The organism is Candidatus Limimorpha avicola (genome assembly GCF_056978975.1).
Map to the genome: position 1 here is coordinate 164,887 of NZ_DBMCYK010000001.1, position 25,921 is coordinate 190,807.

Sequence of the window (25,921 nt, forward strand, 5' to 3'; positions counted from 1 at the left end):
TTCCAACCTACAAAAGTAGAAAATTATTTTCTTTTTTTACTTTTTTAAAATACTTTTTTTAACTTTTTTTATCATTATCTTGTCTCCTGTTCTTCAGGAGGTTTCGTTTTTTTGACGAATTGTTTGTTTTTTTACAGAACATCATGACGGTTTTTCATTGATAATTGTTATATTTGCAAAAATAAATGACTATGAATGATGTTTTGGATGTTTTGAAAAACAGACGCAGCGTGAGGGCATATAAAGATTCCATGCCTTCCAAAGATGTTATTGAAAAGATTATGGAAGCCGGCAGTTATGCACCTACAGGGCGTAATCAGCAGTCGCCTGTGATAATAGCTGTTACTGATAAGACTGAACGCGATTATCTTTCAAGACTTAATGCTGCTGTTTTGGGTACTGACAACGATCCTTTTTATGGTGCTCCCGTAGTACTTGTAGTCCTTGCCGATAGGAAGTGTCCTACATTTATTTATGACGGTTCCTTGGTGATGGGTAATCTTATGAATGCGGCATTCTCCTTGGGCATCGGCAGTTGCTGGGTTCATAGAGCTAAAGAAGTATTCAACAGTGAAGAAGGTAAAAAACTGTTGAAAAAATGGGGACTCACAGATGATTATGAAGGTATAGGTCATTGTATTCTCGGTTATCCGGTTTCTGAAAATATTATGCCGGCTTCTCCGAGAAAACCGGATTATTGCCGCTTTGTGTAATATTTTCTTTGTTGAAAATATATATTGTACTGACTCTGATATTCTTGTCTTTTCAGATGAGAGGATTTCGTTTTTTACAAATACAAAAAATTGTGTCTTCTTGTCAAAGACTCATTAAAATTTCGTTTCTTTGCATACTAAAACTTTAGAATAATGGAAAATAAACTTTATATTTACAACAGTCTTTCCCGAAAGAAAGAATTGTTCGAGCCACTTGATGCTCCTCATGTGGGAATGTATGTTTGCGGTCCTACTGTTTATGGAGATGCTCATTTGGGGCATGCACGTCCTGCAATAACATTTGATATAGTGTTCCGTTATTTGAAACATCTTGGTTATAAGGTGCGTTATGTGCGCAATATTACCGATGTGGGACATTTGGAGCATGATGCAGACGAGGGAGAAGACAAGATAGCAAAAAAGGCACGTTTGGAAGACCTTGAACCTATGGAAGTCGCTCATTATTATACTGTCAGATATCATAACAGTATGGATAAACTCAATGTGCTGCGTCCGTCGATAGAACCTAATGCTTCAGGGCATATCATTGAGCAGATAGCCATGATACAGAAGATCTTGGATAATGGTTATGCATATTTGTCGAATGGATCTGTTTACTTTGACATTGAGAAGTATGACAAGGATTATCATTATGGTATATTGTCAGGTCGCAATGTAGATGAGTTGCTTAACAACACGCGAGAATTGGCGGGACAATCCGAGAAACGCAACGGCGTCGACTTCGCCTTGTGGAAGAAGGCTGATGCTCGTCATATCATGCGTTGGCCGTCTCCTTGGAGTGACGGATTCCCGGGCTGGCATGCTGAATGTTCTGCCATGGGTTGCAAATATCTTGGGGAACAGTTCGATATTCATGGTGGCGGCATGGACTTGCTGTTCCCGCATCATGAATCGGAGATTGCCCAGTCTATGGCTGCCAACGGCAAGATGCCGGTACGTTATTGGATGCATAATAATATGATTACCATCAACGGACAGAAAATGGGTAAGTCGTTGGGTAATGCCATGTCACTCGAAGATTTCTTCGCCGGCAACCATAAACTGCTTGAACGTCCTTATTCTCCTATGACTATACGTTTCTTTATACTTCAGGCACAGTATAGAAGTACTCTCGATTTTTCCAATGAGGCTTTGCAGGCTGCCGAAAAAGGTTATAAACGTTTGATCGAAGCTTCTGAATCTGTTAAGACACTCATCCCTGATGATACAGCTGAAGACCTTGAAATACAGAAAATTACAGATTTATGTTATGATGCAATGAATGATGACTTCAACACTCCAGTTGTCATAGCTGATTTGTTTGAGGCTGTCCGTATCGTAAACTCTGTCAATGATGGTCATTCTAAAATTAATAGTAGAGACCTGGAGTCGTTGAAAAAATTGTTCGATGTCTTTGTTTTCGAGATACTTGGTCTTGTAAATACTGAAAAGTCCGATGACAATAACCTTGTCGATGGGTTGATGCAGACGATTATCGATATACGCAAAGAAGCAAGAGCTAAAAAAGATTGGGCAACAAGCGATTTGATAAGAGACAAACTTGCAGAATTCAATGTGGTGTTGAAAGATGGTAAGGAGGGGACTACATGGAGTGTTAAATGATTGATTGTAGATATTAAAGTAAAGCGAGCGTGTCATTCGATACGCCCGCTTTACTTTAATATTTGATGTTATCATAAAATGTCGTAAAACATGGTGATTTTCTCGTTTAATATTGACTGAAGCTCATTACTTAGCTCAGTACGTTTGTTTTTACTTGTTATGTCATACATTTGGTTGATGAGTGCAAGGTTCTCACGAATACTTTCAGTATAATATTTTTTGAAACGAGGTTTTAGACTATCATAATAGTTTATGTTATCTAAAGCGTTGGTTACTATTGTATTAACCAAATTGTCACCTTTGTCTGTAGCTCCGGCTTTGTAATATAAATCAGGATAATACATCATGTAAAAGTCGAAAGCCATTTTATCGTCAGGGAAGAATTCCAAACATTTGTCAATAACTTTTACAGCGGAGTCGTTCTTACCTTGTTCTTGCAAAGCTTGTGCTAAACGCAGATATGATTGTTTGGCATACAGAATGTTTCGTCTTGTCTCAGGGTCCAAAGTGACATCCGGGTCATTGATGTTGCCCCAGTTGACTTTGTTCATAAGCAAGTCGTATGAACCTTCTACATAAACACCTCCGGAGTTTTTGTAATAATAATCAGCCTCTACTGGAATGAAACGGTGAACAAGACCCTCCTGATGCAGGTATTTGTCTATGCCTAACACATTCTTTATGTCACTGATGCTTGTGAAATAAACAGCCCTCTCCCAGTTGTTGGAGGCGAAAAAGTCGAGTAACATGAGGTCGTTTTTATATAAAAGGTCAACATTATCCGGTATTGTCCAGAAAATGGTGTCAACAATTCTGTCTTTCATATTTTCCGGTACTATGCCGTTGCGTACAACAGCTTCCTTGTCAACAGTGAGTTTGAGTTTTCTGGATGGCAAATAATTGATTTTTTCACCACTTACTATTGGCAGTTGTGTCCTCGGATCATCGGATTTGATGAAATCAATGGCATCTTTGAGCTCAACATAATCTCCAATGACATCGTAAATAGCCACTCTGTCGTTTACTCCGTTGTCATATTGTTTTGGTGTCAATGCGAGAGGCAGTTTTTCTGAATCGTATGTCTTGCGTGCCATTTGATGAACATACCAATATCCTGATGATAGCATGAAATTGGCGACACGTACATCGGTACGATATTCTTCTACCTCTTGAACATACCATAATGGGAATGTATCGTTGTCTCCTCTTGTAAATATCACTGCATTAGGCTCTAAATTGGTAAGATAATTCTTGCCCCAGTCCAATGCCGATGTCTTTCCTGAACGGTTATGACCTTCCCAGCCTTGTGCACCCATCAAAACAGGTATTAAAAGGCATAAAATGCCAACAGATGAGGCTGCAACAGTTTTGTTTTTTATCACTTTTTGAGCAAGTTCTGTCAAATAGAGTACTCCGAAGCCAATCCAGATGGCAAAAGCATAAAATGAACCGGCATAGGCGTAATCACGTTCACGTGGCTGATATGGCGTTTGATTCAGATACATCACTATGGCAAGTCCTGTCATGAAAAACAACAGGAATACTATCCATGCATCTTCAGGTTTCTTGTTTATTTGATAGAAGAGACCAATCAAACCGAGTATGAGAGGCAGGAAATAATATTCGGTATGTCCGGGATTCTGCATGCTTTTGGGCAGATTATCCTGGTCTCCCAATCGGGCATTGTCGATGAAACTTATGCCGCTTACCCAGTTGCCGTTTTCTATTTCTCCTTCACCCTGTATGTCATTCTGGCGACCTGCGAAATTCCACATGAAGTAACGCCAGTACATGTGTCCGCATTGATAGTCTATAAAATATTTTAGATTTTGCCAGAAAGAAGGACGTAAGACACGTTTTGTCTCTCCGTTATATTGTTTCTCGGTCACGGACTTCATCTTGGCTTTGTCTATGTAATGTTCATATGTGCTTATATAAGTCTTTTTCGTTCCGTTCCACATGCGAGGAAATACTGTCATCATGTTGTCGTCATAGATAGGTTCGGTATTTCTTCTGTAATCGGTGATGATATATTTGCCTTTTTCCGTGTCTTTGACATAAATGGGACTTCCGTCCTTTGCATCGTATGGTTTGGCATTGTAATAAGGTCCGTACAGAATGGGCCATGAACCATATTGTTCACGTTTCAGATATGAAAGCATGGAAATGGCGTCCTTAGGTTCGTTTTCATTTATGGGAGTGTTGGCATTGGCTCGTATAATAAGCATGAAGAATGATGAATAGCCAATTACTATGAACATAAATGACAAAACGATAGTGTTGAGAATTACTTTCTTATGTTTTTGGGTATAATATAAACCGAATACTATCAATCCAATGAGTAAAATGAAATAAACAACAGTGCCAACGTTGAAAGGAGCTCCGAGCACGTTGACAAAGAATAATTCTATTTTTCCGGCGAGTGAGACTATCAATGGTATCAGAACTATTTGAATGAATCCTAAAAGCAGTATTGATAATATGCCGGAAAGAATAAACCCTTTTACTGTCGGTTTGTATTTTTTGAAATAAATTACATAAACAACGGCAGGGATACATAACAGGTTCAGCAGGTGGACGCCTATGGAAAGACCAATAAGGTATGCTATAAACAATATCCAGCGATAGTTGTATGGCTCGTCAGCTACTTGTTCCCATTTCAATATTGCCCAGAATGTCAAGGCGGTACAGAAAGATGACATAGCATAAACTTCACCTTCTACAGCGGAGAACCAGAATGATTCAGTGAAAGTGTAAGCCAAAGCACCTACAACACCGGCAGCAAGTACGGCTATTTTGTTGGATAAAGGTGCGTCATCTCCATTTTTAAGCCATATCTTGCGCGCAAGCAATGTGATGGACCAGAAAAGAAACAATATAGTCAAACTGCTGCAAAGGGCAGACATGATATTTACCATGAGTGCTACTTTGGTGACATCGCCAAAAGCAAAAAGCGAGAAAAATCGTCCTATCATCTGAAATAAAGGCGCTCCCGGAGGATGTCCTACCTGCAATTTATATGCTGTTGAAATATATTCACCACAATCCCACCAACTGACTGTGGGCTCTAATGTCAAAAAATAGACTATAGTGGCAATAAGAAATACCACCCATCCTACAATGTTGTTTAATTTTTTGAAACTCATGAGTTTATTTGTTTTTATACAAAATAATGTTTTGCAAAGATACTTATTTTTTATAAAAATTATATATTTTTTTAAGGTATGATAGAAGTTTTGTCTTAGGTTGTTGATTTTCAATAAATATTTTTTGATTTTAAAAAAGTGTAAAAAATTATGGTTTTTGCTTGACATGTAAGAAAAAATCAGTAATTTTGCAACCGCATTCATGATACAAGATGGTGTCGAATGGTGTAATGGTAGCACTGCAGATTTTGGTTCTGCCTGTCAAGGTTCGAATCCTTGTTCGACAACAAGTTAATCATAAAACCTGCTACGGTCGTAACAGGTTTTTTTATTTGTTGAATAAATGATTACAAAAGAACAAATATTAAATATTGCTGAAGAATGTTTGGAGGGAAGCGACAGGTTCGTCGTAGATGTCAATGTCGATAAAAATAATGTTATTGATGTTTTTATCGATGCCGATACTCAAGTGACAATAGAGAACTGTGTGGAGTTGAGCCGCTTTGTTGAGGAACATTTGAATAGAGATGTTGAGGATTATGAGTTGAATGTGTCGTCTGCCGGTATAGATTTTCCATTGAAGAAATTAAGACAATACAACAAATATGTTGGAAAAGATTTATTGGTGACTCTTAATGATGGTAAGAAAAAGATATATAGACTCAACTCATTCGATGAAAAACAGCTTGAAGCTATGGAAGTTGTGACGAAAAAGTATGGCAAATTGTCGAAAATCTCTCTTGGCGATGCGCTAACAATAAAATTTGATGAAATAAAAGAAGTAAAACCGTATATAAACTTTTAAAGACAAGAAAAAAATAAAAAAATGGAAACGTTGAACTTAATCGATACCTTTTCCGAATTTAAGGATTTTAAGAACATCGACCGTGAGGTTATGATGCATATTCTTAAAGATGTGTTTAAGGCTATGTTGGCAAAGAAATATGGAAGCGACGAATATTTCGATATTATTGTCAACATCGACAAAGGTGACCTTGAGGTCTATCATAATCGTGTTGTCGTCGAAGACGGCGAAGTCGTTAATCCTCTTAGCGAGATAGCTTATTCTGACGCCATCAAGATAGAACCTGATTTCGAAGTCGGTGACGAAGTGGCTGAGATTGTCAATATTCTCGATTTCGGAAGACGCGATATCCTTGCCATCAGACAAAACCTGCAAACCAAGATCTCTGAATATGAAAAAGACAATATTTATAATAAATATAAGGAAAAAGTTGGTGAGATTGTCAATGCTGAGGTTAACCAGGTCTTTAAAAAAGAGATATTGGTTGTCGATGAAGATAACATTGAATTGATATTGCCTAAAAGCGAACAGATTCCGGCTGATATTTACAAAAAAGGGGATTCTATTCGCGCTGTGGTGAAAAGTGTGGAGATTAAGAATGCCAAGCCGGTTATTATTTTGTCAAGAACCGATGAGATATTCTTGCAACGTCTTTTCGAGATGGAAGTTCCGGAAGTTTATGACGGTCTTATTACTATTCGTAAGATAGTGAGAGAACCCGGACAAAGAGCCAAGATAGCCGTCGAATCATACGACGACCGTATTGACCCCGTGGGCGCTTGCGTCGGTATGAAAGGTTCCCGCATCCATGGTATTGTCAGAGAGTTGAGAAACGAAAATATTGATGTTATCAACTATACTTCAAAACCCGACTTGTTTATCACAAGAGCTCTTAGCCCGGCAAAGATTTCTTCTATTATTATCAAGGAAGATAAGAAAACTGCCGAGGTATATATGGATAATGACCAGGTTAGCCTCGCTATCGGTAAGGGCGGATATAATATAAAACTCGCCGGAAAACTTACCGGTTATGCCATAGATGTCTATCGTAATACAGAAGAAATTGAGACTGAAGATGACGTTGACCTTAGAGAGTTTACCGACGAGATCGATGAATGGATTATCGAGTCTCTCATAAATATGGGTTGTGACACGGCAAAGAATGTGCTCGCCTATAAACCTGAAGAAGTGGCTTCACGTGCTGACCTCGAAATAGAAACAGTACAAGAGGTGTTCCGCATCTTGAATGCTGAGTTCGCTGACGAAGATGAATAATTTTTGTTATACATCGTAAAAGATTTGATTATTAACTAACATTTACCTATGTCCGAAGAAAATATAAATATCAGAATTTCAAAAGTAGCCAAGGAGTTCAATGTGGGTGTGTCCACCATTATTGAATTTCTTGCAAAAAAAGGTCATAAGATAGACCCTTCACCGAATACTAAAATAAATAAAGAGTTATATGCTTTGCTTGAAAAAGAATATCGTTCGGAGAAAGAGGTGAAGATGAATTCCGAACAGATCTTCATTAAAAATATAAGCAAAAAAGTAGTGCAGAAAAATACTGACAATGAGTTGGAGGAAGAAAAACTCTCTATTAAGACCAATATTATAGAAAATGCTCCGGAGACGTCTTCCCAATCTCGTGATTATAGTTCTGTCAAGAAAGTTGAAGAACCTGAGTTAAAACAAGAAAAGAAACAAGAGGAGGTGGTTTCAACTATAGTGGAACCGGTGAAGGTGAATGAGCCTGTGACAGAGGTGAAGGAAGAGGTGAAATTGGCACCTGTCTCTGTTGTCCGGCCTGTCGCGGAACCTAAACAGGAACCTGTACAGGAAAAAACTGATGACATGAAACCGGATTCCGTTGACAAGGTGACTCAGATGCCAACTGTGTCTGCTGACGAATATAAGGACCCTGTCAATAATAATGTGTCGTCACCCGATGATAATCTCCCTGTTCAGGACAAAGCAGGTATTCAGGTTACTATTGTTGGGAAAATAGACCTTCCTAATACTAAAAAGGACAAAAAAGGTAATGAACATAAGTCGGACAAATCTAATGATGATGGTAAGAAACCTCATAATCAACATAATAATAAAGGTGCTAATGATGCTAAGAAAGAACATGGTAAGGATAATGCCGTTAATAAGTCTTCCTTAGTCAAACCTATTGACAAACATAATCCTATCGATAATAACAAGGATAAGAAAGAACATATTCCTGCTGCTGATGTTGCAGCTACTAAACAGGAACAGAAACAGGAACCTGTGGGTCCTCGTTTTATAGGCACTGTGGTTGATAAACTTGAAGGTCCTAAGATAGTTGATAAAATAGATCTTCCTGATGACAATAAAAAGTTTAAAAAGTCCAAACCTCAACCTGTGGTTTCTTCTTCAGATGAGAAAATTGGTAAAGATAAAAAGAAAAAACGTAAACGCATAGACAAGAAACTTGTCGATACTAATGATATTATCTCTGAGAAATCAAAACAGGATAATAAAGGAGGTAAACAACAAGGTGGAAATTCCGGCAAATCCGGAGGAAAGCCTAATAAAGGTGACAAAAACAAATCTAACCGTTTTGGCAATAAAGGTAAAAATGTTGTTGAAGAGAAAGTGGAGGTGTCGGAAGAAGATATCCAGAAACAGATAAAAGAGACATTGGCTCGTCTGTCAGCTCCCGGTAAATCGAAAACTTCAAAACATAGACGCGAGAAACGTCAGAGTATTGCCAATGAAATGGAGGAGGAAAGAATGCATGAACAGGAAGAAAAGAAAATTCTCAAGGTTACGGAGTTCGTTACTGCTAATGAACTCGCAACCATGATGAATATTCCTGTTACCAAGGTCATTTCCACATGTATGACACTCGGCGTGTTCGTATCCATAAATCAGCGGCTTGATGCAGAAATTCTTTCTGTCGTTGCTGAGGAATTCGGATTCAAGGTGGAGTTTACAAGTATTGATGTGCAGGAGGCTATTGCAGAGAATGATGAACCTGACAGACCGGAAGATATGGTGTCAAGGGCTCCCATTGTCACTGTCATGGGACACGTTGACCACGGTAAGACCAAGTTGCTCGACTTCATACGGCACTCCAACGTAGTGGCCGGTGAGGCAGGCGGTATTACTCAACATATTGGTGCTTATGAGGTGCGTACCGAGTCGGGTAAGAAAATCATCTTCCTCGATACTCCGGGTCATGAGGCCTTTACTGCCATGCGTGCCCGTGGTGCCAAATTGACTGACGTCGCCATTATCGTTATTGCAGCTGACGATAGCGTCATGCCTCAGACTGTTGAGGCTATCAACCATGCTCAGGCTGCTGATGTGCCTATAGTCTTCGCAATAAATAAGATAGATAAACCTACTGCCAACCCTCAGAAGATATATGAACAACTTGCACAGATGAATATTCTCGTGGAGGAGTGGGGCGGCAAATATCAATCGCAGGAGATATCTGCCAAGATGGGTCTCAATGTTGACAAACTTCTCGAGAAAGTGCTTCTTGAAGCTGAGCTGCTCGACCTTAAAGGTAATCCTAACCGTCTTGCCAAAGGTACTATTATAGAATCGGCTTTGGATAAGGGTAGAGGTTATGTCGCCAAGGTGCTTGTTCAGGATGGTACTTTGAGGATAGGTGATATTGTACTTGCTGGTACTACTTATGGCAGGGTGAAGGCTATGTTTAATGAACGCAATCAGCTTCTCAAGGAGGCAGGTCCTTCTACGCCATTGTTGCTTCTCGGTCTTAATGGCGCTCCTCAGGCTGGTGATAACTTCAATGTAATGTCGGATGAGAAAGAGGTGAAGTCTATCGCAAGTCGTCGCCAACAGTTGCAAAGAGAACAGGGACTCCGAACCCAGAAACATATTACACTCGATGAGATTGGGCGTCGTATTGCTATAGGTGATTTTAAAGAGTTGAATATCATTGTAAAAGCCGACGTCGATGGTTCGGTGGAGGCATTGTCCGACTCATTGTTGAAGCTTTCTACCAACGAAGTACAAGTCAATGTCATACACAAGTCAGTGGGTGCTATCAGTGAGTCTGATATCATGTTGGCTTCTGCATCTAATGCTATCATAGTTGGCTTCAACGTCCGTCCTACATTGCAGGCACGCAGGATAGCAGAAAGAGAACAGATAGATATTCGTCTTTATTCGATTATTTATCAGGCTATTGAAGAGATTAAGGCAGCTATTGAAGGTATGCTCGCTCCTAAGATGGAAGAGGTCGTCACTTGTAATATTGAGATTAGAGAAGTATTCAATATTAGTAAGGTTGGACGTATTGCCGGTTGCTTGGTGCTCGATGGAAAAGTCAATCGTCAGACTAAGATACGTATTATCAGAGATGGTATTGTGGTACATACAGGCACATTGGGTTCTCTGAAGCGTTTTAAGGATGATGTTAAGGAGGTGTCCGCCGGTTATGAGTGTGGACTCAATATTTTAGACTATAACGACATCAAGGTTGGTGATATCATTGAAGGATATACGGAAAAAGAGGTGGCAAGAAAACTGTAATATTTTTATATCTCAATAAATATGAAAAAAAGAGGGATACTATCTCTCTTTTTTATTTTGTTAATAGTCCGACTAATTACAGTTGTTTTTTTATAAGGATCGATAAAAAAAAGAGGACGACATGCGTCATCCTCAAATTTATCGATTCAAATCAATATGATTTAACCTAATTTCACGCGGTAGAAAGCTGTAACTGTAGCGTCTTTGTCGCCGGCTTGAATATATTCTTTTACGCTTTTACCTTCGGCTATCAAAGAGTCTTGATGCAACAAGGTGTTTGTTTTGTAGAATTTATTCAATTTACCCATGGCGATTTTCTCGAGCATGGCTTCCGGTTTGCCTTCATTACGAGCTTGTTCCATGCCGATTTCCATTTCGCGTTGTTTAACGTCTGCAGGGACATCGTTTTCATCTATTGAGATGGGGTCCATTGCTGCGATTTGGAGGGCTACTTCGTGAGCTATCTCCTTGATACCGTTAAAGGTCTTGTTGAAAGCTACTATGGTGGCAAGACGGTTGCCCTGGTGATTGTAGTTGGTTACAAAAGGAGCTTCTAAAGCGAAGTATTTTCCCAACTGTACTTTCTCACCGGTCTTACCTGACAAGTCGGTGATATGGTCTTCTATAGGACGACCGTTGAGTGATGCTGATTTAAGAGTATCGATATCTTTAATCTTATTGGCTACTGCGAAGTCGAGAATTTCTTTTGTGCAGTTTACGAAGTCGGAGTTGGCACCGACGAAGTCGGTTTCGCAGTTAAGCATCACGACAGCGGCGAAAGTGTTGTCTTCTGTTGTTTTGGAGAGGACACATCCTTCTGCAGCTTCGCGGTCGGCTCTTTTAGCGGCTATTTTCTGCCCTTTTTTGCGGAGATAGTCAATAGCAGCTTCATAGTCGCCGTTACATTCGACAAGGGCTTTTTTGCAGTCCATCATACCTGCGCCGGTCATTTGTCTTAGTTCATTAACTTGAGCAGCTGTAATATTCATGAGTTTAATATTTTACGTTAACAATTAGCTTTTTTTGTTGACAGATTTGCGAGGTCTTCTTTGACGTTTGCGTTCGTCTTTTTCCTCAGTATCGTCGTCTTGTACTTTTTCTTTGATTTCTTCTTCTACCTCTTCTTCGACAAAATCTTCTTTGTCTTTAGAGTTTTTACGTTCGGTAAGCCCCTCTTCTATGGCTTCTACCATTCTGCTGACGATAAGTGCTATGGATTTTGAAGCGTCGTCATTGGCAGGTATAGGGAAGTCGATGAGGTTGGGGTTGGAATTGGTATCGACTATGGCAAAAGTAGGAATGTTGAGTTTTCTTGCTTCTGCTACAGCGATATGTTCTTTTATGACATCCACCACGAACACTGCACTTGGGAGTCTGCTGAGGTCAGCGATACTGCCGAGGTTCTTCTCGAGTTTCTCACGTTCACGTTCTATCTGAAGACGTTCACGTTTTGAAAGGTTGCTGTATGAGCTGCTGGCCATCATTTTGTCTATGCTGACCATTTTACGCACGGCTTTGCGTATGGTGGAGAAGTTGGTGAGCATTCCGCCGGGCCAACGTTCTGTCACGTATGGCATGTTGACTCTTTTCACGAGTTCTGCCACTATGTCTTTTGCCTGTTTCTTTGTAGCTACGAACAGGATTTTCTTTCCTGATCTTGCTAATTGACGAAGAGCGTTTGCTGCTTCATCTATTTTGGCTTGTGTCTTGTACAAGTCTATTATATGGATACCATTACGTTCCATAAAGATGTACGGTGCCATGTTGGGATTCCATTTTCTTCTCAAGTGTCCAAAGTGACAACCGGCATCTAATAATTCTTCAAATGTTGTTTGTGTCATGAGATTTCTTTTTAATGTTTACATTCACGAATGCAATTGCTGAGTAGCTCTTTTATAGATCTCAACAATTTGGATACTAAACACAAATGCTTGCCTTTTGATAGACTAACGTTTGCTGAACTGGAATTTCTTACGGGCTTTCGGCTGTCCGGGTTTCTTGCGTTCTACCATTCTCGGGTCACGACGCATCAAACCTTTAGCTTTCAAAGTAGGGCGATACTCCGGATTGATTTCGCATAATGCTCTGCTTATTGCTAATCTTAAAGCTTCTGCCTGTCCGTTGATTCCGCCACCGTCGAGGTTTACCTTGATGTCGAATTTTCCGATGTTGTCGGTCAACATCAAAGGTTGTTCAACAACGTAGTGAAGGATACTTGTTGGGAAATACTCCTTGTAGTCTCGCTTGTTTACCGTAATTGTGCCGTTGCCGCTCTTCATGTATATACGTGCAACAGCTGTCTTTCTTCTACCTAAAGCGTTGATTACTTCCATGATGATTATTTGGTGTTTATTTTAAGTTCTATTGGTTGTTGTGCCTGATGTTTGTGGTCAGGTCCTTCATATACATACAGATTGCGGAATATGGCACTGCCGAGACGTGTCTTGGGGAGCATTCCTTTTATGGCATGTTCCAACACGAAAATAGGCTTCTTTGCCAACTGTTCCTTAACGGTTTTTACTCTCTGTCCACCGGGATATCCTGTGTAGTGAACGTATGTCTTCTGATTCATCTTGTTGCCGGTGAGGAGTATTTTTTCGGCATTGATAATGATGACATTATCGCCACAATCACTGTGGGGAGTATAGCATGTCTTCCTCTTTCCTCTCAAAATCTGTGCAACTTCCGAAGCTAATCTGCCCAGAACTTGTCCTTCAGCATCAACAACATACCACTTCTTGTTGGCATGCTCCTTATTGACGCTTACTGTTTTGTAACTTAATGTATCCATTTGATTAATAATAATTTATGCTGTTTGTTCAACATTTTTTGGAATCTCTTCAGACTGTTTTTCTCGGCTTAATGCCGAGATTTACCAGCCTATAGAAATCCCCTTTTTTTCTTGTTTAAATCGGGTTGCAAAATTACAATTTTTTTTGTATCAAACAAATAAGTTTGAAATTATTTTTTTTATTTTTAAAAATCTTTGCAAAAGATAAAAAAATAAGCCGGTAAAAAAGATGTCAGGCTTATATGATTCTTGATAAATTATAGATAAAACGATATGCGTCACAAGTATTAAGATTTGATGTTTTACATGATAATATTTCTGTTTTATCATGTTTCAAGAGTAGTAATAATAAGTAGTAATAAGATTTGCCACCTCTACACTACAACATTTTTGCTATCTGCAATACCGACTATTTATATATCCGGCATTTGCTCCTTCGCTCCGCAACAATGAGGCAAATGACACTAAAGACCAAAAGTACAAGAAAATGAGTTCATGAGAAAAGTCTTTTAAATACCATCAAATCCATTGATCAAATAAAACGAAGAAGCAAATGCCTGAAATTAAAATTGTTTTATCTCATAGTCATTCTTTTAACTGAACATAATCATATCGTTTTTTTACAAAAAGAAAAACAGATAAAAGTAAAAATAGGAAAATTAATATCAATTCCGTTATAATAAAAGCATTCGATTGAAATATATGATAGTTGTTTTCAATAATAACGAAATAAAAATAAAGAGCGACTTGTATCAAAGGTATTATTCCTGTAAATAGCAAAGTTATGAGATTTGATATCTTCGCTACTTGTTTAATGCAAATAAAGACCGTTTGTATTATTAAAACAAGTAAAACAAAAGATAACAAATACATAAAAGAATGTTCGCAATGTATAAACTGAAAGAAATCAATACTATTGTCGGTTGAAATTTTATAGCCGATAAATGTTCCAATTATAATGGCACAAACACTGATTATTGGATTTATCAAATAAATTCGCAAATAAAACTTGACAACATCAGTCCATTCAATTGTGGTTTTCTTGTAATTCTTTGGAAAAAGCAAAGACGTCGAATATGTCATAAATATGTAATACAGGAACAATATCACGAATAACTCACGGTAGTTTAGAAAAAAAAGATTCTCCTCCCCGTAAGCCCGAAAGAAAGGAAAAAAATAATATCAAACAATTAATTAATATTATTTTGCTGTTGATCTTACAAAAAGTACTCATAGGCATTTGTATTATTTTATTCACATATCTCAACACATTCAACACCACAAGAATGAACAATTGTGCCTTGTCCATTATTTGTGCAATTTTGTGCACCTTCTTCAATTTGTTTGTCACAATAATAGTCAATAATCGATAAAATAAGGCATGCACCACCCCAAATAATTGGCCATACTGGAAGAAATTCTTGGGTATTATGATTATACCAATTATTCTCTCCATTAATCTCAACAATAGAGATAACGTCACCTATGTTTGCAAAATCATGAAAATCATAAGATGGCATATTGTCTTCGTGGCTTACAAAATAAATTTTCTTATCAGTCTGTGTGGTTACATAAAAAGAAATTTCGTTACCTTTTTTCTCAATGTTGTCAAAAAGGCAAGTATCATTTCCCATTTTTATAAGCAAAAAATCATTACCTTTGTCAAGTATGTCTATTGGTGGAATGGAAGATAAATCAAATGTAATGTTTCCTATTAACTCTTCAATTGAATCTCCTTTAGAAGAAATACCTGCCTTTTTCCATTCAAAAAATGTTATACCATTTTTATTAAATGTTGTCGTTAATGTATTATTGTAATTATCATACGTGTATTTGATGATTGTTTTATCATTGTTATCTGAATTGATAGTATTTGTTGTATCAAACGCACTACTTGCCTTTTTACAACCAATAAAACATAAAATTGTAAAAAAAAACTATGCTTATTATGCTGATAATTATATTTTTTTTCATAATATTTTTCCTTTTTTCTCGCAGTTCCTTAGACTGTTTTTTTGTGAGAAAAGGCATTTTTCTTTGCACTTTGTTAATAATTTTCCATTTTAATACGTGCTACATTAAAACTTCAACTTCTTTTTACGAGCCAATCAACTCGGATGGATAATTAAAATATGTTTGATGCCTGTCGTTTTATTATCATCGACAACAGATAGCCGCGAAAGCTATACCTAAGATACAAACAATATCAAAAACAAGTCTTTGCCAACGGTACATCATTATGGCAAAGACACAGTTTTGGGAAGTTTTACTTTACAAAGTTGCCATATTGTATATATTTGTGTAAAAATGATTCGCTGGAATGGGTGACATGTAAAATCAAATCCCATCTTCCATATATAATCGGAGATATACAAATGATGCCGGTTTTGATAAATGAAAACCATGTTCTTGTTATTAATTACAGTTAAAAAATCAACTTTTAAAAGTTGGGTGTAAATATATAAAATATCTTTTTAAGATGCAAGAAAAATATTATCTTTGCCGTAAATTTTTTTCTCTTATGTCGATAATAGTTGAACATGTAACTAAACAGTATGATAAACAGTTGGCATTGAATGATGTCAATTTGAATATTGGTAAAGGTCAGATTGTCGGTCTTTTGGGTCCTAACGGAGCCGGCAAATCAACATTGATGAAGATCATTACATGCTTTATTCCTCCCACAAGTGGTACTGCGTCGGTAGAAGGCTTCGATATTACAGACAATCCCATGGAGGTTCGTCGTTGTGTGGGTTATCTGCCGGAGCATAACCCTCTTTATTTGGATATGTATGTTAAGGAATATCTGTCGTTTGTGGCAGGCATTCACGGCATACGCGGCAAAGAAGCCGACAACCGTATTGAAGAGATGATAGTGAAAACCGGTCTTACAGTGGAGATGCGAAAGAAAATAGGCGCTTTGTCAAAAGGCTTTCGTCAACGTGTCGGACTTGCTCAGGCAATGATGCATAATCCTTCGGTACTTATTCTCGATGAGCCGACTTCCGGCCTCGACCCTAACCAGCTTATTGATATACGAAATCTTATTAGAGAATTGGGTAAGGAAAAAACCGTCTTGTTGTCAACACATATCATGCAGGAGGTTGAGGCGTTGTGCGACAGAGTCGTTATTATTAATAAAGGTGTAGTGGTGGCTAATGACAGAATCGAAAATATCATGCACAACGAGGAAAATCGTAATGTCCTTGTAGTCGAGTTCGAGACCATTGTCAGAAAAGAATTCCTGTCTAAAATATCAAGTTTGAAACAAGCGAGATCAGTCAATGATACTCAATGGATATTGGAACCTAAAGGTGATTTGGACATGCGTCAGGAACTGATGCGTTTGGCTGTGGATAATAATATCATCATAAAAAGTATGCAACAGGAAGATGTAAGTATGGAAGAGTGTTTCCAAAAACTCACTAAATAGTTTGTTGAATTTCTGCTGTCATTCAGATTTTATAATTTTTAAGTTTTGAATATTATTGAAATTTTTGATTCATTGAGACAAAAATTGTAGGAGTTTTTCGATTTATAACATTGTAAATACAGTCAATGATATTGATATAATGGTATAATATATTGACGATCATATTGATATAGTTTAATGAGATAAATTTTTAAAATATGCTTGCTTTTATAAAAAGTTTGTATATTTGCAACGCGAAAGTGGAAAGATTTGATTGATTGCAACCACAAGAAAAAATGCTAAAACAATATTTTTTCCTCTATGAACAATCTCAAGTTTTCCCTAATATAATGTTAAATTAAAACAAATTTATTATGGGTTATTATTTTACATCGGAATCTGTTTCAGAAGGTCATCCGGATAAAGTTTGTGACCAGATATCCGATGCTATTTTAGATGAAATGTTACGTAGGGATCCGGAAGCAAAAGTTGCATGTGAGACTATGGTTACCACCGGTCTTGCTGTCGTCGCCGGTGAGGTGAGGTATAATGGTAGTGTTGATATTCAGGAAACTGTGCGTCGTGTGATAGAGCGTATAGGATATACTAAGGCAGAGTATCAGTTCGACAGCAAATCCTGCGGAGTGTTGTCTGCCATACATGGACAGTCACAGGATATCAACAGAGGTGTGGTGCGCGACTGTGAAGAGGAACAGGGTGCAGGCGATCAGGGTATCATGTTCGGTTATGCTTCAAACGAAACGTGTGACTATATGCCGTTGACTATCAAACTGGCTCATATACTTTTGCAGGAACTCGCTGCCATACGTCGCGAAGGTAAGGTAATGAAATATCTTCGCCCTGATGCCAAATCACAGGTTACTGTGGAATACGATGAGAACTGGAAACCTGTACGTATTGATACTATTGTAATATCTACACAACATGACGAGTTTAGTGAAGATGACGAGATGATGATACAGATTATTAGAGAAGATATCTGTAATATCTTAATCCCGAGAGTTAAAGCTAAGTTAAAGAAAGAGATATGCGATTTGTTTAAAGAAGATGTAAAACTGTTTGTCAATCCTACAGGCAAATTCGTTATCGGTGGTCCTCATGGTGATACTGGTGTGACAGGAAGAAAGATTATCGTAGATACATACGGTGGTCGTGGTGCCCATGGCGGTGGCGCTTTTTCTGGCAAGGATTCTTCAAAAGTGGACCGCTCGGCAGCATACGCAGCACGTTATGTCGCAAAGAATCTTGTCGCTGCCGGTGTCTGCGACGAGGTGTTGGTTCAGATAGCTTATGCCATTGGTATAGCCCAACCTGTAGGTTTTTATGTCAATACTTATAATACTTGTCATGTAAAAGACAGTGAGGGTAATGTCGTTTCTGATGCTTTGCTGGCGGAACGTTTGAAAGAATTATTCGATTTCAGACCATACGCTATTGTGCATCGCTTCGGCTTGAAAAATCCTGTCTTTGAGGCTACTGCTTCATACGGCCATTTTGGTCATGAACCTTATACTAAAAAAGTTGAGGTGTTTTATGAGGATGACACTACTTATAAGGAGAACGGCAGGATATATAAGGATGTTGATTTCTTCTCATGGGAGAAACTTGATATGGTGGATGATATTAAAAAACTGTTCTGACTAATGAATTTTAGTAAATTGTAAAAAATTTTTTTTTATAATTTTATTTTTTTTGGCTGTCTAACGCAAGTTTAGGCAGTCTTTTTTTTAATACTTTTGATGCTGTATTTTGTCAATGATGTTTTTATATTTTACTTCAAATATATGGCGGAATTAAAGATAATGAAAATGAATTTCATATTCACAATACAGAGGAGCAACCTTCTAAAACCATTTTTTCTTTTTGAAAATAAATAACATGAGTATTGCTAATATTAAGCATATCAGCCATAACATATAATATCCGTATTTCCATTTCGCTTCCGGGAGATTTATGAAATTGGTTCCGTACATTCCGGCAAGAAAGGTGATAGGAATGAAAATTGTGGATATTATGGTGAGTGTCTTCATGATGGTATTCATCTTGTTGCTGACATTGGACTGATAAAGGTCTTTCAACTGTGAATTGTGATCTCTGTGATTTTCAAAAGATTCTTTTATATGGCTGATATGGTCTTCAATATCTTTGAAATACTTTTTTTGAGGTTCGTGAATTAGTCCATTGTTGGTTTTTAATATGGTGCTGATGATGGAACTTAAATTGACAACAGCTTTTTTGCATGTCAGCAGTTCTTTGTGTTTTGCTTGTATTTTTTGCATGATGCTGTTGTCAGTGTTGTCGAATATTATGTCATCGAGTTCATCGAGTTGTTCATTGATTTTATCTGAGATGTAAAAATAATGGTCTATTACAATATCTATCATGACATATAAAAGATAGTCGATGTCGTTGCTCCTGAATTGTTTGTCTTTAAAGCGTGTCTTTAAGACATTGAACAGAGACAGTTCTTTCTCTTGAAAATAAATCAGAAGGTTGTCGAACATGATAAAACTCAACTGATATGATACTATGTCATTGTTGTCGTCTAAAGAAAGACTTCGTACAGTGATGAAAATATAATCGTCACGAAAATCTATTTTAGGATATAACATGGTATTCAAAATATCTTCAAGAAATAGATTGTCGATGTTATAATATTCACCTATTTTACGTATTGTTTCTATATTGGATAATCCGGTGATGTAAATACATCGTTTTCCCGAAGGTACCGGCATTTCTTTCAATTCATTGACATCTATTATTTTGTCTTGTATGTCGTTCTCATTGTAATCTATTACATGAATGGTAGTGTCATTATAGATGTTGCCGGAGTATGTCAAAGTTCCCGGCGGTTTTCCTATATTATTGTACATGTTTTTTGTCTTTATTGTTATTTATTAACAGATGAAACATTAAATCAGCTAAAAAAGTTGCTGATAATGGTTATTTTAATGTTACTTTAGTTATGCCTGTGCCTCCTGTTTCCAAAGTTGCATCATGAAATTCTTTGATATTCGAGTTTTTACTGAGGAAATCACGTATGATACGTCTTAATATACCGTTGCCTTTTCCATGCAATATGTTGACTTCTTTGATGCTTAATAAAACAGCTTCGTCGATATATTTCTCAGTCTCGTTGAGAGCTTCCTCGCCTCGTTTCCCTCTTAAATCCAATGTAAGGTTGAAGTTGGCAGCCTTCTCGTTGAGGTCGTTCATGATGTTTTTTCTGAGGAATGAAGGGTTGTTGGCAGCTTTTCTTGCTGTCGCCTTACTGATTTTTCTTACTTTGTCGGCAGTGGTCCTGAGATTTACAGTTCCAAGACGTATTGTTATATCGGTGTCCTTGATATCTATAAGTTCGCCTATAACTTCCATTTCATTTATACATACTGTGTCTCCAACTTTAAGTTTTTCATTGAGTTCTTTTTCCTGAGAATTTATTTTTTTATCTTCCTCCAATGTCTTCTCATCTTTAATGAGTTTGTCTTTCATTTTCTTAAGGTCGTTGCGCAACTCTTTGGTACGTTCTTTCTCTGCCTGTGCCTCTTTGATCTCACGTATGGTGTTTTCTATTTTGGCATTGGCATTATCTATCAACTGTTGAGCCTCTTTATTGGCCTTTTTCATCAGTTGAGTCTTGTTTTTCTCCAAGTCGGCAAGTAATTTCTTGTATTTTGTCACCACTTCATCGAGAAGACTGTCAGCAACTTTAAGTTCATTTTCTTTTTTTCGCAATTCTTTTTTCTCTATTTCAAGTTGTTGCAGTTGTTGTTCGAAGCTGAGGTGCCCTTTGCCGCTTAAATTCGAAGCGATTGTCAGAATGTCTTTTGGCAAGCCTGTTTTTCTTGCAATTTCGAAGGCGAAAGAACTACCCGGTCTGCCTGTCATCATTATATAAAGAGGTTGCATGAAACGAGTATCGAACAACATGGCACCATTGATAATACCTTCGTTGTCATCGGCGAGGAGCTTTAGATTGGCATAGTGTGTCGTTACCATGCCAAAGGCTTTCTTGTCATTTAGTTTCAGCAGGATGGCTTCAGCAATGGCGCCGCCGAGTTGGGGTTCTGTGCCGGAGCCGAACTCATCGATAAGGAACAAAGTCCTGTCATCAGCGGCTTCAAGAAGATGCTTCATGTTGAGCAGATGAGAACTGTATGTGCTGAGGTCGTTTTCAAGAGACTGTTCGTCGCCAATATCAATAAACATGTTGTGAAAGATGCCGCAACATGAATCTTTGTGCATGGGTACAGCTATGCCGCATTGCAACATATATTGGAGCAGTCCTGCAGTTTTGAGGCATACCGATTTGCCTCCTGCGTTGGGTCCGGAAATGATTAAGATGCGGTTGTCGGCATCGAGATGAAGGTCTAATGGAACAATCTCTTTGCCTTGTGATTTGAGTTTGTGTTCGAGTAACGGATGTTTTGCCTGTTTCCAGTCGAACATGGGGCTGTCGTTGACTTGAGGCATCACTGCATCAATATTGTCGGCAAAGATGGCTTTGGCTCGTATGTAATCTATCATGCCGAGAAGATGCCATGCCATGACAAGAGATGGTAGCTCGGGACGCAATGTCCTTGAATATGATAAAAGTATCTTGTGTATCTCACGCCGTTCTGCGTATTCCAACTCTTTTATCTCGTTATTGGTGTCGAATATTTCCGCCGGCTCAATATAAACGGTTTGCCCTGTAGCCGACTCGTCATGTATGAAACCTCGCAACGATTTTTTGTCCGATGCCTTGACAGGTATTACGAGACGTCCGTTGCGTATTGTCAATTCATCATTGGCATTGGTCCATCCTTTGTTCTTGGCATTGACGAGAAGTTGTTGCATGCGTCGGTCTATGGAACTTGTCTTACGTCTTATTTCACCTCGTATCTCTGCAAGAACGGGCGAGGCGTTATCCGGAATCTCTCCTTTGTCGTCGATAAGACGTTCAGTGTCGATGAAAATCTGTTTGTTTATTTCTATTCCTTCTGACAGTACTTTCAGATAAGGTACTGTCAATGAGACTTCAGACTTGAAAAACTCCATGATACGCGACAATGACCTTAATGCCTGCTTTAAGGCAAACAGACTCTCTATGTCGATGACTGTCTCAGCAATGGAAAGGTGTTTGAAAACATTCCGCAAGTCAAAAAAATCTATTACTGGGAATGGCATACCGTTTGACAATAATCTGCGGAAGTCTTCAACCTGCAACAACTGTTCTTCAATGTGGACAATGTCGCTGCTGAACTTGGTATTGTCAACATTCTCAATGCCCATAACACTGATACATAACTCTTTAAGTCGTTCTCTTATGATGTTGAATCCGATCTTTTGTTCAAAATTGTCAGGATATACCATTATTTGTTTTTAAGTTTAGTTCGCAAAGATACAAAAAAAATGATTCTTTGACTTATTTTCAGATTCTGTTCTGTTGTTTGACAATGAAAATGATATCACAGATGTGGTTGAGAATGATGTTTGTTTTTCAAGAAGAATATTGATATTTTGACTTTTTCAGAATCTGTTGTTAAAAGAAATATGAGATGGGTTTTTATATGACTGTAAAATTTGTATCTTTGCGGGAAAATAAGTAATGATTAGAATAGAGATTTGTACAAGTAATTATAAATCAGTATGTAATGCGCAGGATGGCGGTGCTGACTGTGCAGAACTGTGTTCGGCATTGGAAGTGGGAGGAATAACACCTTCGTATGGTGTGTTGGCTGAGGTTGCTCATGTCATGCGCATCCCGGTAAGGGTCTTGATACGTCCTCGTTCCGGTAATTATATTTATGATGACAGAGAGGTTGAGATGATGTGCCGAGACATTGAGAAAGTGGCGATGCTTGGCTATGAAGGTGTCGTTATCGGGGCTTTGAATGATGAAGGTGACATTGATGTCAAGGCAGTGAAATCAATGATGCGTGCAGGCAAAGGAATGAAGTTTACTTTTCATCGTGCTGTCGATGCTTCACGTGATATTTTTGAGTCTTTCCGTCAACTTGCAGAGTTGGGCTTCGACAAGGTCCTTACATCAGGAGGCTGTCATGATGCACCGCGTGGAGCTTCCGTTATTGCTGAACTACAAAAACGCTATGGAGACAAAGTGAAAATTATGCCGGGAGGTGGCATTAACATCAGTAATGTGGAGTCTCTGCTCCGGGCCACCGGCGTGTCTGATTGTCATGCTTCATTGACGGAAAATGTGACATGTTTTCATAAATCACTGTATCCTGATGGAGTCGATGCTACAGGCGCTTCCATGGTCTGGAAAGAATCCGACCTTAATAAAATAAAAATGTTCGTGCAGTTGTGTAGAAAATTATAATGTTATGAAAAATAATACATTTGTTAAAAAACTTATCTTTCTGTCTTGTCTTGTCATTGTTGGTCTTACTTCCTGTTCCGATAATGACGGAGTTACCGAATATCGCAGTTTGTCGCAAGGCTGGACTGTTACTACAGATACGTTGGACCTCAGTCTCGACGTATCGTTGCCTTCCGTCATACAGAACGATTTGTATGAAGCAGGAGTCATTCCTCATCCTTATCATGGCAAAGTTGAACAGGACCTTTTATGGATACCTCAGCGTGAATGGACGTATCGTCTTGTGTTCGATATGGATGATTTGTTGATGTCTAAAGATAATATTGAACTCATTTTTGACGGTATAGATACTTATGCTGATGTGTGGCTTAACGGTAAACATCTTTTATATGCCGATAATATGTTCAGAACATGGACCGCTGATGTTAAAGATGTTGTGAAACCTTCTGATAATGAGCTTGTCGTGCGATTCCTTCCTTTCGATAAGGTGCGTGACAGTCTTATTAAGACATATCCTTTGCGTTTCCCGGAAAAATATGCTGTCATGCGTAAGGCCGGATATCAGAATGGTTGGGACTGGGCCCCGCGTTATCTCAATATTGGATTGTGGAAACCTGTGTCTTTGAGGGCTTGGTCCGGTATATCTCTTTCAGACGCCTCTGTGGCTACGGTAAAATTGTCTGACAATGAGGCGATGATGTCTTTGCATGCTACTATCGACAGCGATGTGGAAAATCCGGTTGAAATATGTGTTTTACAAGGTGAAGATGTTATTTTGAATGAGATGGTAGAACTTTCAAAAGGAAAGAATGAGATTTCATTACCTTTTGTGATGGAAAATCCGCGTTTGTGGTATCCTAACGGTATGGGAGAACAGAATCTTTATGATTTTGACATTAAAATATTGCGTAATGGCATGGAGAAAGATGTTGTAAACGTGGTAACCGGCATTCGTGACATTAGACTTGTCAACGAACCTGACAGTATTGGCGCAGCCATGTATTTTACTGTCAACGGTTCACCTCTTTATATCAAAGGCAGCAACTATGTGCCGGAGGAAATGCTCACAGCACGTATGTCGCGTGATAACACTCTGTATCTCATTCGGGAATGTGTCGAGGCTAATTTCAATATGTTGAGAATATGGGGCGGTGGCATTTATCCTCCTGATTATTTTTATGATATATGCGACAGTCTTGGTATTATGGTATGGCAGGACTTTATGTTTGCCGGCTCGACATACCCTTATTCAGATGAGTTTCTCGACAATGTAAGGGAAGAAGCGGTGCAGCAGGTCAAAAGATACAGAAGTCATCCTTCTTTGGCATTGTGGTGCGGCAACAACGAAATAAGCGAAGGTTATTATAACTGGGGCTGGCAAAAGAGCCTCGGTTGGAGTGAGGCTGAAGATAAAGAGATGAAAGACGGATATGACAGACTGTTTGAAGAGATACTTGAAGATGTTGTGGAAAAATATGACGGCACTCGCTCTTATTGGCCAAGTTCTCCTTCAAAAGGGTGGGGACGCCCTGAGAGTCTTACTGAAGGTGACGTGCATTATTGGGGCGTTTGGTGGGGCGAGATGCCATACGAGATATATCGCGACAAAGTGGGTCGTTTCAACAGTGAGTTCGGATACCAGGCTTATCCTTCCGTTTCAACATTGAGAAAAATAGACCCTGCCCTTGATAATGATGTTATTCAGGCTCATCAGAAACATGCAAGAGGTGAACTGCTAATGATGAAACATGTGAGAGAATATATAGGAAAACCAAAGGATTTTGAAGATTATGTTTATATGAGTCAGTTGTCGCAGGAATATGGTCTTTCCATTGCTGTTGAGGCACAGAGAGCTGCAAAACCCCGCAGCATGGGCTCCCTCTATTGGCAACTTAATGACGCATGGCCTGTAATATCATGGTCTTCAATAGATTATTATGGTAACAAAAAGGCTCTGCAGTATAGATTGAAAGAGTTGTTCGCTCCTCTTTATGTCGGAATAAAAACTGTAGAGGATAAATATGTGCTTTGGGTTAACAATGATAATCAAACTGCTTTTGAAGGTCTTTTGTTGCTGGATGTTAAAGATATGAAAGGAAAGACAGTGTTTTCACAGAAGTTACCGATTAATATTGATGGGAATGGCTGTCATGATATTGAATTGGGAGATGATTTCTGTAGGGCTGTGAGACATCCTGAACGTATTTATGTCAAAATGACTGTTGATGACAATGACGGCAAGGTGTTCGAACGTCTTTGTTTCTTGACAAAACCTAAAGACTTGAAACTGAAAAAGACTGATATTACTTATGATGTTTTGCAAGATGATGGAACTGTTACTTTGAAAGTCCGTTCATCAGCATTGGCTAAAAGCGTCTATGTGGAATGCCGGAATGCTGAAGGCAGGTTCTCTGACAACTTTTTCGACCTTGAACCTCAAAATGAAAAAGTTATTACTTTTGTCCCTGAAAATGATACGGATGTCAATGATATGAAGTTTATATTCACAACATTGAATCCTTGATAAATAAAATTTTATTCCAAAATTG

17 protein-coding genes and 1 tRNA gene are annotated in these 25,921 nt (G+C 38.4%); 10 read left to right on the forward strand and 8 right to left on the reverse strand.

The window, feature by feature from the left end; all coding sequences use genetic code 11:
- Positions 1 to 191 precede the first annotated feature (191 nt).
- Positions 192 to 713 (forward strand): nitroreductase, encoded by a 522-nt coding sequence (locus ACZOVS_RS00670; RefSeq protein WP_483995309.1) that lies wholly within the window; start codon positions 192 to 194, stop codon positions 711 to 713.
- Between the two features lie 153 nt (positions 714 to 866).
- On the forward strand, positions 867 to 2,336 hold the full coding sequence (cysS, locus tag ACZOVS_RS00675) for a cysteine--tRNA ligase (protein WP_483995310.1): 1,470 nt from the start codon (positions 867 to 869) through the stop codon (positions 2,334 to 2,336).
- Positions 2,337 to 2,407: 71 nt separating this feature from the next.
- Here the strand turns inward: cysS and ACZOVS_RS00680 are convergent, their stop codons facing one another.
- Positions 2,408 to 5,482: a protein O-mannosyl-transferase family gene (locus tag ACZOVS_RS00680; protein WP_483995311.1), complete on the reverse strand. Its 3,075-nt coding sequence runs from the start codon at positions 5,480 to 5,482 to the stop codon at positions 2,408 to 2,410.
- Positions 5,483 to 5,698: 216 nt separating this feature from the next.
- On the opposite strand from ACZOVS_RS00680, the gene ACZOVS_RS00685 reads away from it, so the two are divergent.
- The 4 genes from ACZOVS_RS00685 (at position 5,699) to infB (ending at position 10,823) form a co-directional block, all read left to right on the forward strand.
- Positions 5,699 to 5,769: transfer RNA gene (locus ACZOVS_RS00685), tRNA-Gln, on the forward strand.
- Between the two features lie 56 nt (positions 5,770 to 5,825).
- A complete protein-coding gene (gene rimP / locus ACZOVS_RS00690) occupies positions 5,826 to 6,287 on the forward strand; it encodes a ribosome assembly cofactor RimP (RefSeq protein ID WP_483995312.1) in 462 nt (153 codons plus the stop codon).
- 21 nt (positions 6,288 to 6,308) lie between these two features.
- The gene (gene nusA, locus ACZOVS_RS00695; RefSeq protein ID WP_483995313.1) at positions 6,309 to 7,562 is read left to right on the forward strand and encodes a transcription termination factor NusA; all 1,254 of its coding nucleotides are present in this window, start codon (positions 6,309 to 6,311) and stop codon (positions 7,560 to 7,562) included.
- Between the two features lie 48 nt (positions 7,563 to 7,610).
- Entirely contained in the window at positions 7,611 to 10,823 is a 3,213-nt protein-coding gene (gene infB / locus ACZOVS_RS00700; RefSeq protein WP_483995314.1) for a translation initiation factor IF-2, read from the forward strand.
- A gap of 161 nt (positions 10,824 to 10,984) precedes the next feature.
- Here the strand turns inward: infB and tsf are convergent, their stop codons facing one another.
- The 5 genes from tsf to ACZOVS_RS00725 all read right to left on the reverse strand — a co-directional run bounded on the left by tsf (position 10,985) and on the right by ACZOVS_RS00725 (position 15,248).
- Entirely contained in the window at positions 10,985 to 11,812 is an 828-nt protein-coding gene (gene tsf, locus ACZOVS_RS00705) for a translation elongation factor Ts (RefSeq protein ID WP_483995315.1), read from the reverse strand.
- A 24-nt stretch (positions 11,813 to 11,836) separates the two neighbouring features.
- Positions 11,837 to 12,664 carry a 30S ribosomal protein S2 gene (gene rpsB, locus ACZOVS_RS00710; protein ID WP_483995316.1) on the reverse strand — a complete coding sequence of 276 codons (828 nt, stop codon included), beginning with the start codon at positions 12,662 to 12,664 and terminating at the stop codon, positions 11,837 to 11,839.
- 105 nt (positions 12,665 to 12,769) lie between these two features.
- The gene (rpsI, locus tag ACZOVS_RS00715) at positions 12,770 to 13,156 is read right to left on the reverse strand and encodes a 30S ribosomal protein S9 (protein WP_483995317.1); all 387 of its coding nucleotides are present in this window, start codon (positions 13,154 to 13,156) and stop codon (positions 12,770 to 12,772) included.
- Positions 13,157 to 13,161: 5 nt separating this feature from the next.
- Positions 13,162 to 13,614, reverse strand: a complete 453-nt coding sequence (gene rplM, locus ACZOVS_RS00720) for a 50S ribosomal protein L13 (protein WP_483995318.1) — start codon at positions 13,612 to 13,614, stop codon at positions 13,162 to 13,164.
- 1,250 nt (positions 13,615 to 14,864) lie between these two features.
- Positions 14,865 to 15,248, reverse strand: coding sequence for a hypothetical protein (locus ACZOVS_RS00725; RefSeq protein WP_483995319.1), 384 nt, complete (start codon positions 15,246 to 15,248; stop codon positions 14,865 to 14,867).
- An 887-nt stretch (positions 15,249 to 16,135) separates the two neighbouring features.
- On the opposite strand from ACZOVS_RS00725, the gene gldA reads away from it, so the two are divergent.
- Both gldA and metK read left to right on the forward strand, forming a co-directional pair.
- Positions 16,136 to 17,047 (forward strand): gliding motility-associated ABC transporter ATP-binding subunit GldA, encoded by a 912-nt coding sequence (gene gldA / locus ACZOVS_RS00730; RefSeq protein ID WP_483995320.1) that lies wholly within the window; start codon positions 16,136 to 16,138, stop codon positions 17,045 to 17,047.
- A 353-nt stretch (positions 17,048 to 17,400) separates the two neighbouring features.
- Positions 17,401 to 18,687, forward strand: coding sequence for a methionine adenosyltransferase (gene metK / locus ACZOVS_RS00735; protein WP_483995321.1), 1,287 nt, complete (start codon positions 17,401 to 17,403; stop codon positions 18,685 to 18,687).
- 204 nt (positions 18,688 to 18,891) lie between these two features.
- Here metK and corA read toward each other — a convergent pair whose 3' ends face one another.
- The gene (corA, locus tag ACZOVS_RS00740; RefSeq protein WP_483995322.1) at positions 18,892 to 19,920 is read right to left on the reverse strand and encodes a magnesium/cobalt transporter CorA; all 1,029 of its coding nucleotides are present in this window, start codon (positions 19,918 to 19,920) and stop codon (positions 18,892 to 18,894) included.
- Positions 19,921 to 19,990: 70 nt separating this feature from the next.
- Positions 19,991 to 22,402, reverse strand: a complete 2,412-nt coding sequence (locus tag ACZOVS_RS00745) for an endonuclease MutS2 (RefSeq protein WP_483995323.1) — start codon at positions 22,400 to 22,402, stop codon at positions 19,991 to 19,993.
- Between the two features lie 235 nt (positions 22,403 to 22,637).
- Between ACZOVS_RS00745 and ACZOVS_RS00750 the strand changes: the two genes are divergently transcribed.
- Positions 22,638 to 23,372, forward strand: coding sequence for a copper homeostasis protein CutC (locus ACZOVS_RS00750; RefSeq protein WP_483995324.1), 735 nt, complete (start codon positions 22,638 to 22,640; stop codon positions 23,370 to 23,372).
- A gap of 4 nt (positions 23,373 to 23,376) precedes the next feature.
- On the forward strand, positions 23,377 to 25,896 hold the full coding sequence (locus ACZOVS_RS00755; protein ID WP_483995325.1) for a beta-mannosidase: 2,520 nt from the start codon (positions 23,377 to 23,379) through the stop codon (positions 25,894 to 25,896).
- The last annotated feature ends 25 nt before the right edge of the window (positions 25,897 to 25,921 follow it).

Excerpts from the sequence above, each read along its gene's own strand:
- ACZOVS_RS00745 (WP_483995323.1), bottom strand. The coding sequence starts at position 22,402 with ATGGTATATCCTGACAATTTTGAACAAAAGATCGGATTCAACATCATA.
- nusA (WP_483995313.1), top strand. The coding sequence starts at position 6,309 with ATGGAAACGTTGAACTTAATCGATACCTTTTCCGAATTTAAGGATTTT.
- ACZOVS_RS00755 (WP_483995325.1), top strand. The coding sequence starts at position 23,377 with ATGAAAAATAATACATTTGTTAAAAAACTTATCTTTCTGTCTTGTCTT.
- metK (WP_483995321.1), top strand. The coding sequence starts at position 17,401 with ATGGGTTATTATTTTACATCGGAATCTGTTTCAGAAGGTCATCCGGAT.
- rpsI (WP_483995317.1), bottom strand. The coding sequence starts at position 13,156 with ATGGAAGTAATCAACGCTTTAGGTAGAAGAAAGACAGCTGTTGCACGT.
- gldA (WP_483995320.1), top strand. The coding sequence starts at position 16,136 with ATGTCGATAATAGTTGAACATGTAACTAAACAGTATGATAAACAGTTG.
- tsf (WP_483995315.1), bottom strand. The coding sequence starts at position 11,812 with ATGAATATTACAGCTGCTCAAGTTAATGAACTAAGACAAATGACCGGC.
- rplM (WP_483995318.1), bottom strand. The coding sequence starts at position 13,614 with ATGGATACATTAAGTTACAAAACAGTAAGCGTCAATAAGGAGCATGCC.
- ACZOVS_RS00670 (WP_483995309.1), top strand. The coding sequence starts at position 192 with ATGAATGATGTTTTGGATGTTTTGAAAAACAGACGCAGCGTGAGGGCA.
- ACZOVS_RS00750 (WP_483995324.1), top strand. The coding sequence starts at position 22,638 with ATGATTAGAATAGAGATTTGTACAAGTAATTATAAATCAGTATGTAAT.
- rimP (WP_483995312.1), top strand. The coding sequence starts at position 5,826 with ATGATTACAAAAGAACAAATATTAAATATTGCTGAAGAATGTTTGGAG.
- cysS (WP_483995310.1), top strand. The coding sequence starts at position 867 with ATGGAAAATAAACTTTATATTTACAACAGTCTTTCCCGAAAGAAAGAA.
- ACZOVS_RS00725 (WP_483995319.1), bottom strand. The coding sequence starts at position 15,248 with ATGGGAAATGATACTTGCCTTTTTGACAACATTGAGAAAAAAGGTAAC.
- ACZOVS_RS00680 (WP_483995311.1), bottom strand. The coding sequence starts at position 5,482 with ATGAGTTTCAAAAAATTAAACAACATTGTAGGATGGGTGGTATTTCTT.
- infB (WP_483995314.1), top strand. The coding sequence starts at position 7,611 with ATGTCCGAAGAAAATATAAATATCAGAATTTCAAAAGTAGCCAAGGAG.
- corA (WP_483995322.1), bottom strand. The coding sequence starts at position 19,920 with ATGTACAATAATATAGGAAAACCGCCGGGAACTTTGACATACTCCGGC.
- rpsB (WP_483995316.1), bottom strand. The coding sequence starts at position 12,664 with ATGACACAAACAACATTTGAAGAATTATTAGATGCCGGTTGTCACTTT.